Source organism: Streptococcus mitis (assembly GCF_005844455.1).
GTDB lineage: Bacteria > Bacillota > Bacilli > Lactobacillales > Streptococcaceae > Streptococcus > Streptococcus mitis_BF.
On the sequence record NZ_SPGF01000055.1, the window covers coordinates 1 to 14,218 of the forward strand.

Below are 14,218 nucleotides of genomic sequence, written 5' to 3' on the forward strand. Positions count from 1 at the left end.
CCACACCTACACCAAAATCAAATGCCAACAAGCGTTGAGTGGGGTAATAGCGTAAGTAGCGCAAGGTCATGATAAGTTGGTCTTCCATACTTAGACGGCGTGGGCGTCCTCCTTTTCGGTGTTGCGCTTGATAAGCGTCAGTGAGACAATCAAGCATCAGTTGAAACGTCGCTTTTTTAACACCTATCAACAATTTGAAATTCTCTGAGTTTAATTTTAAGGCTTTTTCGTATGTTGTTTCCATAGCTTTAGTATACCACTTTTGAGTTACCGAACAAGTCTATTATTTAAGCTATTGGATTGGTTTTTTAAATTTATTTAGGCCGTAATTCAAGTAGTAGAGAACTAGCAGGTCTTGTACTGTTAGTTTTTTAATCTCTTTCCATATGGTATAATATAAGCAGTAAAATCATTTTATACTCAATGAAAATCAAAGAGCAAACTAGGAAGCTAGCAGCAGGCTGCTCAAGGCACTGCTTTGAGGTTGTGGATAGAACTGACGAAGTCAGTAACCATACCTACGCTAAGGCGACGCTGACGAGATTTTTGAAGAGTATTAGAACATTCAGTGGAGGTCGTCATGGACAATATCATAGATGTGTCAATTCCCGTTGCAGAAGTGGTGGACAAACATCCAGAAGTCTTGGAAATCTTAGTGGAGCTCGGTTTTAAACCACTTGCTAACCCTTTGATGCGTAACACAGTCGGTCGCAAAGTATCGCTCAAACAGGGTTCTAAGCTCGAAGGAACTCCTATGGACAAGATTGTCCGCACACTGGAAGCGAATGGTTATGAAGTGATTGGATTAGACTAATGGCAGATGAACGGATTCATATCCTACGGGATATTTTGTTAGAATTGCATAATGGTGCCTCTCCTGAGTCAGTTCAGGAGTGTTTTGATGCGACCTTTACGGGTGTCTCAGCTATTGAGATTTCCCTCATGGAACACGAGCTGATGAACTCAGACTCAGGAGTCACCTTTGAAGATGTTATGGAGCTCTGTGATGTCCATGCCAATCTTTTTAAAAACGCTATTAAGGGCGTCGAAGTGGAGGATACCGAGCATCCTGGTCACCCAGTTCGCGTCTTCAAGGATGAAAATCTGGCTCTCCGTGCTGCCTTGATTCGAATTCGGAGATTGTTAGATACCTATGAGTCTATGGAAGACGAGGAAATGCTTGCGGAGATGCGCAAGGGTTTGGTCCGTCAAATGGGACTTTTGGGGCAATTTGATATCCACTATCAGCGCAAGGAAGAGCTCTTTTTTCCCATCATGGAGCGCTATGGTCACGATTCACCTCCTAAGGTCATGTGGGGAGTGGATGATCAGATTAGAGAACTCTTTCAGACAGCTCTAGCGACAGCCAAGTCACTACCAGAAGTGCCGATTTCCACTGTAAAGGAAACTTTCGAAGCTTTTGCGACAGAGTTTGAAAGTATGATTTTCAAGGAAGAATCCATCCTCCTCATGATTCTCCTTGAGTCTTTCACCCAGGATGATTGGATTCAGATTGCGGAGGAGAGCGATGCCTACAGCTATGCCATCATCCGTCCGTCTGAGAAATGGGTTCCAGAACGACAGCGTTTTGTTGAGGAAAAGAGCGCAGAGGAGCCAGTACAACTAGACACGGCTGAAGGTCAAGTTCAGCAAGTTATTGATACGCCTGAAGGTCAGTTTACCATTACTTTTACCCCTAAGGAAAAGGAAGCGGTGCTGGACCGTCATAGTCAACAGGCTTTTGGCAATGGCTATCTCTCAGTAGAGCAGGCCAACCTCATCCTCAACCACCTTCCCATGGAGATCACCTTTGTCAATAAAGACGACATTTTCCAGTATTACAATGACAATGCACCAGCTGATGAGATGATTTTCAAACGGACGCCGTCCCAAGTCGGGCGTAATGTAGAACTCTGCCATCCGCCCAAGTACTTAGACAAGGTGAAGTCTGTTATGAAAGGTCTTCGTGAGGGTAAAAAGGACAAGTATGAAATGTGGTTCAAGTCAGAGTCGCGAGACAAGTTTGTCCACATCACCTATGCCGCAGTACACGATGAAGACGGGGAATTCCAAGGCGTGCTAGAGTATGTTCAGGATATTCAGCCCTACCGTGAGATTGATACGGATTACTTCCGTGGATTAGAATAAGGAGAAAAAATGAGTTACGAACAGGAATTTATGAAGGAATTTGAAGCATGGGTCAATACCCAGATCATGATCAACGACATGGCGCACAAGGAAAGTCAAAAGGTTTACGAAGAAGACCAAGACGAGCGTGCCAAAGATGCCATGATTCGCTACGAAAGCCGCTTGGATGCTTATCAGTTCTTGCTTGGTAAGTTTGAAAATTTCAAGGCAGGCAAGGGATTTCATGATTTGCCAGAGGGCTTGTTTGGAGAGCGAAATTATTAAACGAGAAAGATTCTTGATTTTTTACTAAAATCTTGATAGAATATTTATATTAAATCCTTGTCAGAACAGGGGTTTTTTATTGAAAGGATTTTATCATGTCAAAGAAACTCAATCGTAAAAAACAATTACGAAATAGTCTCCGTCGCGCAGGTGTCTTTTCAAGTACCGTGACTAAGGCTGTAGAAGAGACAAAGAAAGTCGTGAAACGTGCAGAGCAGTCAGCGAGCGAAGCTGGTAAGGCTGTTTCTAAAAAAGTTGAACAAGCAGTAGAAGTTACCAAAGAGCAAGCTCAAAAAGTAGCCAATTCTGTAGAAGATTTTGCAGCAAACTTGGGTGGACTTCCACTTGACCGTGCTAAAACTTTCTACGATGAAGGAATCAAGTCTGCGTCAGATTTCAAAAACTGGACTGAAAAAGAACTCCTTGCCTTGAAAGGAATCGGCCCAGCTACCATCAAGAAATTGAAAGAAAACGGCATCAAGTTCAAGTAAGTTTTCTTGCGCCTTGCATTTCCGAAAAAATCTTGCTACAATAGAGCCATTAGAGGTGTTTTGAATCCCACATTTTACAGAAAGTGGCGGTGCTGAGAAGTCCACAAATGTGTCAAAACTGGTTGCTGATGGATGAAAATGAAATAAAATTATGTCTTTTTATTTTAAAGACGAGAGTTGCGGGCTTTGCCCGAAATTGGGTGGTACCGCGGATAAACACATTCGTCCCTGTCATGTAGATGGCAGGGCTTTTCTTTTGTGTTTTAGTCAAAGGAGGTTGTTATGAAGCAATCTTTTAAAACAAGTAAACTCTACTATGGCTTTCCTATTTTCATTTCGGGTTATCAGGATCAGAATTTTGGGCACAATATTACGACCTGTAGCTCATCCTATAGTTTGGGAGATTGGCTAGTCATTGGTGTCGGAGCTGAGGAAAATGCGGCTGAGCAAATCAAGCATTACCAGAAGTTTACTGTGAATATTCCTGATGAAAATCTCATGCTCGAGATGGAGCAGGCTGGTTTTATCAGTCATCGAGAGAAATTGAAACACCTGGGGGTTAGACTACGAGATTTCTGAACGGACTCAGGCACCGATTTTAGAGGCTTGTCCAGTCGTGTTAGAATGTCAAGTTGATAGAATTATTGAGGAAGACGGTATTTGTCACATCTTTGCCAAGATTATCGAGCGACTGGCTAATCCTGAACTCTTGGATGATAAGGGACATTTTAAAAATGACCGTTTTTCACCGATTTACTTTATGGGGGACGGTCACCAGCGCGTTTATCGCTATTTAGATAACCGTGTTGATTCTATGGGAAGCTTCATCAAGAAAGCGAGGAAAAAGGATGGCAAGAACTGAACTGCCAGAACGCTTGGAAACAGAACGGCTAGTTTTACGAGTCCGCACCGTGGCGGATGCTGAAGCTATCTTTGACTATGCTAGCCGTCCAGAAGTCTCTTACCCAGCAGGTTTTCCACCCGTTAAGACTTTGGAAGATGAGATTTACTATCTGGAGCACATTCTTCCTGAGCGCAATCAAAAGGACAAGCTCCCAGCTGGTTACGGCATTGTGGTCAAAGGTACGGATAAGATCATCGGCTCTGTTGATTTCAACCATCGGCACGAAGACGATGTAATGGAGATCGGCTACACCTTGCACCCAGACTATTGGGGACGAGGTTATGTGCCAGAAGCAGCGTTTGCCTTGATTGACTTAGCCTTTAAAGATTTGGGTCTTCACAAGATTGAACATTATAATGTCCAAAGTCAACGAGTCGCAGAAAAACTTGGATTTACCCTCGAAGCTCGTATCCGATACCGTAAAGATGTTCAAGGGGACCGCTGTGACAGTCTCATATATGGCTTGCTGAAGAGTGAGTGGGAGGTGAATTGATGCATCTTTTCATCATTGGTGCTCCAGCCTCAGGAAAAATGACGATTGGTCAAGAACTGTCTCGACTGACGGATTCTCCCCTCTTTTATAACCATCAAGCCATCGATTTTGCACTAGAAATCTATCAGGATTATACAGAGGAGATGTGGGAATTTGTTCGTGGAATTACCTTTTCTTTCCTTGGAGCAAGTGCAAGAAATCAGCGATCAGTAGTTTTAACAGACGTAATTGATTTTTCAAATCAGTACCAGCTGATGTATTTGAAGCAAATTCAGGATTTGTTGAATGACTATCATCAAGAGGTTCTTTTTGTTGAATTGGAAACAAGCCTTGAAGAGCGCTTGCGTCGAAATCGAACGGAGAATCGATTAAAGCACAAACCCTTAAAACGACATATTGAGGTATCTGAAAGAGAAATTTTAGAAACCACTGAAACACTTCAATTAAATTCCCAACATCCACCGAATGAGTTGTACCACTACTTTAAAATAAATAATACGAATTTGTCTGCAGAAGAAGCTGCTAAGCAAATTCAAAATAAAATGAAAATAATAGAAAAAGGATAAACACATATCTAAAGAACTTCATTAAGATGTTCTCAAAACTCAAGAAGTTCAAAAGTCTCAACCTTTTTCGTTCGTTATTCCACCACCAAACGTTACTTAGAAACTCTACCTTAATCACACCTGGGGTACAACCTTCAAAGCAAACGAATCACAAAGAAGCTTAGATTTCCCATTCAAGCCTGTAGCTGAGTCCCGAAGGATATCTAAGTCAGTTGAATCGAATCTATTGAAGAATGAGTTAGAGGAGAAAATAGATGGCTAAAAAGAAAAATAGAAAAAAAGAATTAAAACGCCAGCAAAAGTTGGATATCAAAGTTATTTCTGAAGAAGAGGCTGCTTGGACAGAAATCATGGCCAAAAATCCAACTTTTGTAGAACGTCGGACCATTCAAAATTTCGATGAACTACATACAGCAGTGATGCAATATGCTGATGAATATGGAGAGTATCCAGATGTTCAGCTAATCAATTACCAACTAAAAAATGGAATTTTTGACTGGCATGAGGATCATGCTTTATTTAGAGAAGCTATGCATACTCCGAATACACAGAAGCGAAATAAACTGTTAAAGCAAGTTTTAAAAATCAATCCAGATTATTTTGCTGCTTATTTTCATTTATTCTTATCAGAAGTTGAAGATTTTGATTTGTCAACTTTTAAAAAAGTATTGGATTTTGAAGTTCTAGTTTTAGAAAAATGGAAAATGAACGGATACAATAGTTGGAATTATTTTGAAGCACGCCCTATCCTGTCTGCTCTTATGTTTCTGATTGAATATTATATGACGGAGAACTTAAATTCTAAGGCTATAGAATTGATTGACCTATATTTGAGTAAGCGACCAGAACGTTTTCCTCCTAATTTTGTCTTTTGTATGCTTTCCTTGTATCATATTACTGGTCAGGAACTAAAGGTTGAACGCTTCTACCGCGAAGAATTAAATAAAGGGAAACGGGACGATACCATTCTTATTCATGCCATCATCTCTGCTTTTTCTCAAGGGAAAATTGAGGAAGCCAGTCAACTATTTGCAAAATTAGTGAAAATAAATGATGAAGCTGTTGAATTCTTTATAGAGGAAGATTGGCAATTCAAAGTTATAGATATCGAAGACCAAGAATGCTATTGTCCAAATTCAGTTGAATCGCTACAAGCTAGTTTGTATCCTCTATTTGATTATTTACTAGAAAATATTATTTTAACGAAATTTTTAACAAACGAAGCCAAAAAGTTCCGCCGTAAACCAGTATTTTCGAATCATTCTAGTATGATAAGAAATTTATCCGAGGTATCCGATTGGCATTCCTTTATGAATGAGGAAACAATGAAGGGAATTCGGATGGATCTTGTTCGTATCTTTGTAGAAAACAGGATCCGTACATCTTCAGATTTCAAAAAATGGACCGAAAAAGAAGTTCTTGCTTTGAAAGGGATTGGTCCCGTAACCGTTAAAAAGCTGAAGGAAAACGGTATAAAGTTTAAGAACGAGAAGTAATTGTTTATGGAAGGAAGGAGGTGGAATTATCTTGAATGAAATTTCTAATTTCATCCTGTATACTACACCAAATGGTGACGTTCAGCTAGATATCCTTTTACAAGATGAAAATCTTTGGTTGACTCAAAAAGGTCTTGCAGAGCTCTTTGGAGTTGAACGTAGTGTCATTACAAAGCACTTGAGAAACATTTATGATAGTGGTGAGTTAGATAAGGTGTCAACTTGTGCAAAATTTGCACAGGTTCAACAAGAGGGAAATAGAACTGTTCGGCGTGAACTTGAATATTACAATCTGGATGCTATCATTTCCGTTGGCTATCGTGTAAATTCCAGAAAGGCTACTCAATTTAGAATTTGGGCAACCAAGACCTTGAAAGAATTTATCATCAAAGGTTTTGTTTTAGATGATGAACGCTTGAAACAAGGACAGACAGTTTTTGGAAAAGATTATTTTCGTGAACTTTTAGAACGAATTCGCTCTATTCGTTCTAGCGAGCGCCGAATCTATCAACAAATTACGGATATCTTTGCCGAATGTGCCATAGATTATGATCGAAACTCGGATATTACTAAAAATTTCTATGCTATGGTGCAAAATAAATTTCATTATGCAATTACTGGAAGTACGGCTGCAGAAATTATCTATCAACAAGCCGATGCCAGTAAAGAAAAAATGGGATTAACTACTTGGAAGAATGCACCTGATGGACGAGTACTCAAATCAGATGTAACAGTAGCCAAAAATTATTTGCAAGAAAAAGAAATTCGACAACTAGAGCGAACTGTTACAGCCTATTTTGATTATATCGAGGGTTTGGTTGAGCGCCGTAATACTTTTACAATGCGAGGATTGGCAGATAGTATTGATCGTTTTCTATCTTTTAATGAATACGAAATTTTAGAAGGAAAAGGGAGTATTTCTAAGAAACAAGCAGACTCAAAAGCCATCCAGGAGTATGAAAAATTTAACCGAACTCAAAAAATTATATCAGATTTTGATAAACATATTATGAAGATAATGAGAGAAAATTAATGTAAAATTTTCACCGTTTCTTTGCTAATAGAAGATAATGAGAAAAACAAGATGAGTTGAATCAAAGCCTATCTTCTACCTACTAATTTTATTTAAAGATATTAACTAGAAAGGACAAACACATGTCTAAAGAACTTTCACCTAAATACAATCCAGCCGAGGTTGAGGCTGGTCGTTACCAAAAATGGCTTGATGCTGATGTTTTCAAGCCTTCAGGCGATCAAAAGGCTAAGCCTTATTCTATCGTGATTCCACCACCAAACGTAACTGGTAAACTCCACCTTGGTCATGCTTGGGATACGACTCTTCAGGATATCATCATCCGTCAAAAACGTATGCAAGGTTTTGATACGCTTTGGCTTCCAGGGATGGACCACGCGGGTATTGCAACTCAGGCTAAGGTTGAGGAGCGCTTGCGTGGCGAGGGCATCTCACGTTATGACCTTGGTCGTGAAAAATTCCTTGATAAAGTTTGGGAATGGAAAGATGAATATGCTACGACCATCAAGGAACAATGGGGCAAGATGGGGATTTCTGTTGATTATTCGCGGGAACGTTTTACCCTTGATGAAGGCTTGTCAAAAGCGGTCCGTAAGGTTTTCGTAGAACTCTATAAAAAGGGCTGGATTTACCGCGGAGAATTTATCATCAACTGGGATCCAGCAGCTCGCACAGCTCTTTCAGATATTGAAGTTATTCACAAGGACGTAGAAGGTGCTTTCTACCACATGAACTACATGTTGGAAGATGGCTCACGCGCCCTTGAAGTTGCGACAACTCGTCCTGAGACTATGTTTGGGGACGTTGCGGTTGCGGTCAATCCAGAGGATCTACGCTACAAGGACTTGATTGGTAAAAACGTCATCCTTCCAATCGCTAATAAATTGATTCCAATCGTTGGGGATGAACACGCGGATCCTGAGTTTGGTACCGGTGTCGTGAAAATCACACCTGCCCATGATCCAAACGATTTCTTGGTTGGTCAACGCCATAACTTGCCACAAGTCAACGTCATGAACGACGACGGAACTATGAACGAGCTTGCCTTCGAATTTGCAGGCATGGACCGTTTTGAAGCTCGTAAGGCAGTCGTTGCTAAGTTGGAAGAAATTGGTGCCCTCGTTAAAATCGAAAAACGTGTTCACAGTGTTGGTCACTCAGAGCGTACAGGTGTAGTGGTTGAGCCACGCTTGTCTACTCAATGGTTCGTTAAGATGGACCAATTGGCCAAAAATGCTATTGCCAACCAAGATACAGAGGACAAGGTTGAATTCTACCCACCTCGTTTCAACGATACCTTCCTCCAATGGATGGAAAATGTCCACGACTGGGTAATCTCTCGTCAGCTCTGGTGGGGTCACCAAATCCCTGCTTGGTACAATGCTGAGGGTGAAATATATGTCGGCGAAGAAGCTCCAGAAGGTGACGGTTGGACTCAGGACGAAGACGTCTTGGATACTTGGTTCAGTTCTGCCCTTTGGCCATTCTCAACCATGGGCTGGCCTGACACAGAAGCAGAAGACTTCAAAAGATATTATCCAAACTCAACTCTAGTTACTGGATATGATATTATTCCTTTCTGGGTATCACGTATGATTTTTCAAGGTATTGAGTTTACAGGTAGAAGTCCATTTGAAAACGTGCTTATCCATGGTCTTATCCGTGACGAACAAGGACGTAAAATGTCTAAATCACTTGGTAACGGTATTGACCCAATGGATGTTATCGAAAAATACGGTGCTGACGCGCTTCGTTGGTTCTTATCAAACGGTTCTGCACCAGGTCAAGACGTTCGTTTCTCTTACGAAAAAATGGACGCCGCTTGGAACTTCATTAACAAAATCTGGAACATTTCTCGCTACATTTTGATGAACAATGAAGACCTTACGCTTGACCAAGCTAGCGCAAATGTTGACAAAGTTGTTGCTGGTACGGCTGGTAACGTAACTGACCGTTGGATTCTTCACAACTTGAATGAAACAATTGCCAAAGTTACTGAAAACTTTGATAAATTTGAATTTGGTGTGGCTGGTCATATCCTTTACAACTTCATCTGGGATGAATTTGCTGACTGGTACGTTGAATTGACTAAAGAAGTGCTTTATAGCGACAACGAAGACGAAAAAGTTATCACTCGTTCAGTTCTTCTTTACACCATTGATAAGATTCTTCGTTTGCTTCACCCAATCATGCCATTTGTTACTGAAGAAATCTTTGAACAAATTTCTGAAGGTTCAATCGTAACAGCTGAATATCCAACTGTTAATCCAGCATTTGAAAATGAAGCTGCGCATAAAGGTGTTGAAAGTCTTAAAGACCTTATTCGTGCTGTCCGTAACGCACGTAGCGAGGTGAATGTTGCTCCAAGTAAACCAATTACACTTCTCGTGAAAACAAGTGATAAAGAATTGGAAGACTTCTTTAACAGTAATGTGAACTATATCAAGCGCTTCACAAATCCTGAACACTTGGAAATCGCATCAACTATCCCTGCACCTGAACTTGCTATGTCAAGCGTCATCACAGGAGCAGAAATCTACTTGCCACTGGCAGACCTCCTCAATGTCGAAGAAGAACTGGCTCGTCTCGACAAGGAGCTGGCTAAATGGCAAAAAGAACTGGATATGGTTGGTAAGAAGCTCTCTAACGAACGCTTCGTAGCCAACGCCAAACCAGAAGTCGTCCAAAAAGAACGCGACAAACAAGCCGACTATCAAGCTAAATACGACGCAACCGTCGCACGTATTGATGAGATGAAGAAACTCGTGAAATAAACACAGAAACACGGTGATGAGCCGTGTTTTTTGGTATAATGAAATCAATATCTATTGATGGAGAAAGTGATGTCTAAACACCCTCATTATGAATTGTTAAATTTAATTGGCTATGGTCTTGCTAAGTTTGACAAGCTTTTTATAAAAGAATTTCAATGTTCTAGTAAGTCGGAGTTTTATCGCTATGTGGTTTCTTTGGGAATTGCTGAAACAACTGGAGTTGTAAAGAATAGAATGGATTTATTTGATCCTTATTTTGACAATGATCTAAAAGGTTGGTGGCAGAAAGCTGAAGTTTACCGTTTTCGTAAAGATTTAATTGATATGATGTTTGGAAATGAAGATGTTCATAGTTATGCTGAAATAGTTAAAATGTTACTTGCCAGCGAAGGAAAGAAAACAGGTATTACTACCATTGAAAAGCCAATCATTCGAACTAAATTCAAACGTCTACAGGAAACTGGGATGGAAGCAGAAAATTATTTTATCCTTCATTTTGATAAAGAAGAAAAATTCCAAGGTGGACAGTTAACCGATGCTCGTCTTTATGGTGATGGATATGATTTCCAAGTAGATGTTCAAGAACATTCATACCTTGCTGAAGTAAAAGGTATCCGAAAATCTAAGGGGCGTGTGCGTTTAACTGCAAAAGAATTTGAAAAAGCCAAGGAGTTTCAATCAGATTTTATTTTATCCTTGGTCACAAACCTTGATGATATTCCAAAAGTTGATAATCCTTTAAAACATTTTGAGTTTAAAAAGAACATTATCAAAAATGAAATCATTGAATACAGAAGCTTAGAAGATTTGTATTAGTCCCCCTTAACCTTTGACTATTCCACAAAATTATCGTAAAATAAAGAGTAAATGATAAAATGAGGTCAGAGTCTGTTCGCTCTGGCGATAGTAGTATAAATGAGGAGAAACGCTTTGGAATTAGAAGTATTTGCTGGGCAAGAAAAAAGTGAACTATCTATGATTGAGGTAGCGCGTGCTATCTTGGAACTTCGTGGTCGCGATCATGAGATGCATTTTAGCGATCTTGTAAACGAAATTCAAAACTACCTTGGAACATCAAACAGCGATATCCGTGAAGCTTTGCCTTTGTTCTACACAGAGTTGAACTTCGACGGTAGCTTCATCTCCCTTGGAGACAACAAATGGGGTCTTCGTTCATGGTATGGTGTAGACGAAATCGACGAAGAAATCATCGCTCTTGAGGAAAATGACGACGATGAAGTAGTACCAAAAGCTAAGAAAAAACGTGTCAATGCCTTCATGGATGGCGATTCAGATGCAATTGACTACAATGCAGATGATCCAGAAGACGAAGATGCATACGAAGCAGATCCAGCTCTTTCATACGATGATGAAAATCCAGATGATGAGAAAAATGAAGTGGAAGCTTACGATGCAGAAATCAACGAAATCGCCCCAGATGACTTGGGAGAAGACGTGGATCTCAACGAAGAAGACAACGAGTTTTCAGATGATGATGCTGAAAACATCGAGGAATAAAAATTAGCTATTGACAATTGTCCTATTTTTAGGTATCATATTGTTCGGGCACCTCTTTTAGAGGTCGGGGCTCCCTAGTTCTTAGGGAGCTGTTTTTGTTTTTTCAAGAAGTTATCTTCTTGTATTTTAGTTGTGAATCTGGTTCAGTCGTCCCAGATTATTCTTATTAGTAGGGTCTTGTTTTCTATGTCCCCTCGTAGTTAACAAGACTTTGAGCATTTTAGAAAGAGGAATCTATGTCAACGAAATATATTTTTGTAACTGGTGGTGTGGTGTCGTCTATTGGGAAAGGGATTGTCGCAGCAAGTCTGGGCCGTCTCTTGAAAAATCGTGGTCTTAAAGTAACTATTCAGAAGTTTGACCCTTATATCAATATTGATCCGGGAACTATGAGTCCTTACCAGCACGGAGAAGTTTTTGTGACAGATGATGGGGCTGAGACAGATTTGGACTTGGGTCACTATGAACGTTTCATCGATATCAATCTCAACAAATATTCCAACGTGACAACTGGTAAAATCTACAGTGAAGTTCTTCGTAAAGAACGCCGTGGCGAATATCTTGGGGCAACTGTTCAAGTCATTCCTCATATCACAGATGCTTTGAAAGAGAAAATCAAGCGTGCTGCTGTAACGACAGACTCTGATGTCATTATCACAGAGGTTGGTGGAACAGTTGGGGATATCGAATCCTTGCCATTCCTAGAGGCCCTTCGTCAGATGAAGGCAGATGTGGGTGCAGATAATGTCATGTACATCCATACAACCTTGCTTCCTTACCTCAAGGCTGCAGGTGAGATGAAGACCAAGCCAACTCAACATTCTGTAAAAGAATTGCGTGGTTTGGGAATCCAGCCAAATATGTTGGTTATTCGTACAGAAAAACCAGCTGGTCAGGGCATTAAAAATAAACTAGCTCAGTTTTGTGACGTAGCTCCAGAAGCCGTTATCGAGTCTTTGGATGTCGAACACCTTTACCAAATTCCATTGAATTTGCAGGCACAAGGCATGGACCAAATTGTCTGTGACCATTTGAAATTAGACGCACCAGTAGCGGATATGACAGAATGGTCAGCTATGGTGGACAAGGTCATGAACCTCAAGAAACAAGTTAAAATTTCCCTTGTCGGTAAGTATGTGGAGTTGCAAGATGCCTACATCTCTGTGGTTGAAGCCTTGAAACACTCTGGGTATGCCAACGATGCAGAAGTGAAGATTAATTGGATCAATGCCAATGATGTTACGGCAGAGAATGTAGCAGAGCTCTTGTCTGATGCGGACGGAATCATCGTGCCAGGCGGTTTTGGTCAACGTGGTACGGAAGGGAAAATCCAAGCCATCCGTTATGCGCGTGAGAATGATATTCCAATGTTGGGAGTCTGCTTGGGAATGCAGTTGACTTGTATCGAGTTTGCTCGTCACGTTTTGGGTCTTGAAGGTGCCAATTCTGCAGAACTTGATCCTGATACAAAATACCCTATCATTGATATCATGCGTGACCAGGTTGATGTTGAGGATATGGGTGGAACCCTTCGTTTGGGACTTTATCCATCTAAGTTGAAACGTGGCTCTAAGGCAGCAGCTGCTTATCACAATCAAGAAGTGGTGCAACGCCGTCACCGTCACCGTTATGAGTTTAACAACGCCTTTCGTGAACAGTTTGAGGCAGCAGGCTTTGTATTTTCAGGAGTTTCTCCAGACAATCGTTTGGTAGAAGTAGTGGAGATACCTGAAAATAAATTCTTTGTAGCTTGCCAGTATCACCCTGAACTTTCCAGCCGTCCAAACCGCCCAGAAGAACTCTATACTGCCTTTGTTACTGCAGCAGTTGAGAACAGTAATTAGCAAAATTAGAACCTTTGAGAACAATCTCAGAGGTTTTTTATTAGCATATTTAGGATAAGATTTGCAAAATAAAAACATAGTGATATAATTAACATAAAAATCCTAAGGAGGATATACAATGAAAAAAATCACACTATTTGGTTTGTCTCTAGCAGGTTTAGCTTTACTAGCTTTCCCTCATTCAGGAAAGGCCTTCGAATTGGAAGAAGAATGGGTTGTCAAGGGTGGTATTAAGTATCAAGATGGCAAAATTCTCCGATTTGACAATGGAAATGAAGTAGATATCAAAGTATTGGATTTGCCAAAAACTGAGAAAATCGAGTGGACGGTTAGTCTCAATGGTCAAGATCAAACTGTCAATTTCCTAGGTCAAGAAAAGGACAAGTCTATGATGGGTGTAGAGGGGCGTTACCTGAATTTCTATGTACCTTATGGCTATAGAGGGGATATCAAGGTCGAGGCCAAGAGCGGAAATGAAGTAAAGACCTGGTCCACTAAAGTGGTAGATGATGTGTATCATGATGGCGGAAAGAGTAGCTACTATAGTTGATTAGTTTTAAACAAGCATGTTATAATAAAGCTATGGCATATAGTACAGATTTTAAACAACGAGCATTAGATTACATCAAAGAAGGACACAGCCATGTCGAGGTAGCTAAAGTTTTTGATGTTGGCGTCAGAACTCTC

The 14,218-nt window shown here is 40.4% G+C and carries 14 protein-coding genes and 2 pseudogenes; 15 read left to right on the forward strand and 1 reads right to left on the reverse strand.

Going from position 1 to position 14,218, the window contains the following annotated elements; all coding sequences use genetic code 11:
• The coding region (locus FGQ53_RS09455; RefSeq protein ID WP_138338185.1) for a transposase family protein at window positions 1-244 on the reverse strand (244 nt) is incomplete at its 3' end.
• A 336-nt stretch (window positions 245-580) separates the two neighbouring features.
• Here FGQ53_RS09455 and FGQ53_RS09460 point away from each other — a divergent pair.
• The 15 genes and pseudogenes from FGQ53_RS09460 to FGQ53_RS09535 form a co-directional block, all read left to right on the forward strand.
• Complete coding sequence (locus FGQ53_RS09460; RefSeq protein WP_000368739.1) at window positions 581-814, forward strand: DUF1858 domain-containing protein; 234 nt, start codon at window positions 581-583, stop codon at window positions 812-814.
• Window positions 814-2,148 carry a DUF438 domain-containing protein gene (locus tag FGQ53_RS09465; protein ID WP_138338188.1) on the forward strand — a complete coding sequence of 445 codons (1,335 nt, stop codon included), beginning with the start codon at window positions 814-816 and terminating at the stop codon, window positions 2,146-2,148. Before FGQ53_RS09460 ends, FGQ53_RS09465 begins: the two co-directional genes overlap by 1 nt.
• 9 nt (window positions 2,149-2,157) lie before the next feature.
• Window positions 2,158-2,412 (forward strand): DUF1912 family protein, encoded by a 255-nt coding sequence (locus FGQ53_RS09470; RefSeq protein WP_000119707.1) that lies wholly within the window; start codon window positions 2,158-2,160, stop codon window positions 2,410-2,412.
• Between the two features lie 95 nt (window positions 2,413-2,507).
• Window positions 2,508-2,903 carry a helix-hairpin-helix domain-containing protein gene (locus FGQ53_RS09475; RefSeq protein ID WP_138338191.1) on the forward strand — a complete coding sequence of 132 codons (396 nt, stop codon included), beginning with the start codon at window positions 2,508-2,510 and terminating at the stop codon, window positions 2,901-2,903.
• Between the two features lie 282 nt (window positions 2,904-3,185).
• Window positions 3,186-3,765, forward strand: a pseudogene (locus FGQ53_RS09485) (flavin reductase family protein).
• Entirely contained in the window at window positions 3,752-4,300 is a 549-nt protein-coding gene (locus FGQ53_RS09490; protein WP_138338193.1) for a GNAT family N-acetyltransferase, read from the forward strand. Before FGQ53_RS09485 ends, FGQ53_RS09490 begins: the two are co-directional and overlap by 14 nt.
• Window positions 4,300-4,866, forward strand: a complete 567-nt coding sequence (locus FGQ53_RS09495) for an AAA family ATPase (RefSeq protein ID WP_138338196.1) — start codon at window positions 4,300-4,302, stop codon at window positions 4,864-4,866. The genes FGQ53_RS09490 and FGQ53_RS09495 overlap by 1 nt, the downstream gene beginning before the upstream one ends.
• 254 nt (window positions 4,867-5,120) lie before the next feature.
• Entirely contained in the window at window positions 5,121-6,362 is a 1,242-nt protein-coding gene (locus FGQ53_RS09500; protein ID WP_138338199.1) for a hypothetical protein, read from the forward strand.
• 31 nt (window positions 6,363-6,393) lie between these two features.
• A complete protein-coding gene (locus FGQ53_RS09505) occupies window positions 6,394-7,395 on the forward strand; it encodes a virulence RhuM family protein (protein ID WP_138338202.1) in 1,002 nt (333 codons plus the stop codon).
• 122 nt (window positions 7,396-7,517) lie between these two features.
• Window positions 7,518-10,169, forward strand: coding sequence for a valine--tRNA ligase (locus FGQ53_RS09510; RefSeq protein WP_138338205.1), 2,652 nt, complete (start codon window positions 7,518-7,520; stop codon window positions 10,167-10,169).
• A 69-nt stretch (window positions 10,170-10,238) separates the two neighbouring features.
• A complete protein-coding gene (locus tag FGQ53_RS09515) occupies window positions 10,239-10,985 on the forward strand; it encodes a DUF3883 domain-containing protein (RefSeq protein ID WP_171019132.1) in 747 nt (248 codons plus the stop codon).
• 114 nt (window positions 10,986-11,099) lie between these two features.
• Window positions 11,100-11,687 (forward strand): DNA-directed RNA polymerase subunit delta, encoded by a 588-nt coding sequence (gene rpoE, locus FGQ53_RS09520; RefSeq protein WP_171019133.1) that lies wholly within the window; start codon window positions 11,100-11,102, stop codon window positions 11,685-11,687.
• A gap of 236 nt (window positions 11,688-11,923) precedes the next feature.
• Window positions 11,924-13,531, forward strand: coding sequence for a CTP synthase (locus FGQ53_RS09525; RefSeq protein WP_138338214.1), 1,608 nt, complete (start codon window positions 11,924-11,926; stop codon window positions 13,529-13,531).
• A gap of 118 nt (window positions 13,532-13,649) precedes the next feature.
• Window positions 13,650-14,075, forward strand: a pseudogene (locus FGQ53_RS09530) (N-acetylmuramoyl-L-alanine amidase family protein); the annotation flags it as partial.
• A gap of 38 nt (window positions 14,076-14,113) precedes the next feature.
• Window positions 14,114-14,218, forward strand: a 105-nt coding sequence (locus tag FGQ53_RS09535) for an IS630 transposase-related protein (RefSeq protein WP_212744429.1), incomplete at its 3' end; no start/stop codon positions are given.

Bases quoted from the DNA above. Each gene is read 5' to 3' on its own strand.
- FGQ53_RS09465 (WP_138338188.1), top strand. From the start codon at position 814: ATGGCAGATGAACGGATTCATATCCTACGGGATATTTTGTTAGAATTG.
- FGQ53_RS09475 (WP_138338191.1), top strand. From the start codon at position 2,508: ATGTCAAAGAAACTCAATCGTAAAAAACAATTACGAAATAGTCTCCGT.
- FGQ53_RS09510 (WP_138338205.1), top strand. From the start codon at position 7,518: ATGTCTAAAGAACTTTCACCTAAATACAATCCAGCCGAGGTTGAGGCT.
- FGQ53_RS09470 (WP_000119707.1), top strand. From the start codon at position 2,158: ATGAGTTACGAACAGGAATTTATGAAGGAATTTGAAGCATGGGTCAAT.
- FGQ53_RS09515 (WP_171019132.1), top strand. From the start codon at position 10,239: ATGTCTAAACACCCTCATTATGAATTGTTAAATTTAATTGGCTATGGT.
- FGQ53_RS09525 (WP_138338214.1), top strand. From the start codon at position 11,924: ATGTCAACGAAATATATTTTTGTAACTGGTGGTGTGGTGTCGTCTATT.
- FGQ53_RS09495 (WP_138338196.1), top strand. From the start codon at position 4,300: ATGCATCTTTTCATCATTGGTGCTCCAGCCTCAGGAAAAATGACGATT.
- FGQ53_RS09490 (WP_138338193.1), top strand. From the start codon at position 3,752: ATGGCAAGAACTGAACTGCCAGAACGCTTGGAAACAGAACGGCTAGTT.
- FGQ53_RS09500 (WP_138338199.1), top strand. From the start codon at position 5,121: ATGGCTAAAAAGAAAAATAGAAAAAAAGAATTAAAACGCCAGCAAAAG.
- FGQ53_RS09460 (WP_000368739.1), top strand. From the start codon at position 581: ATGGACAATATCATAGATGTGTCAATTCCCGTTGCAGAAGTGGTGGAC.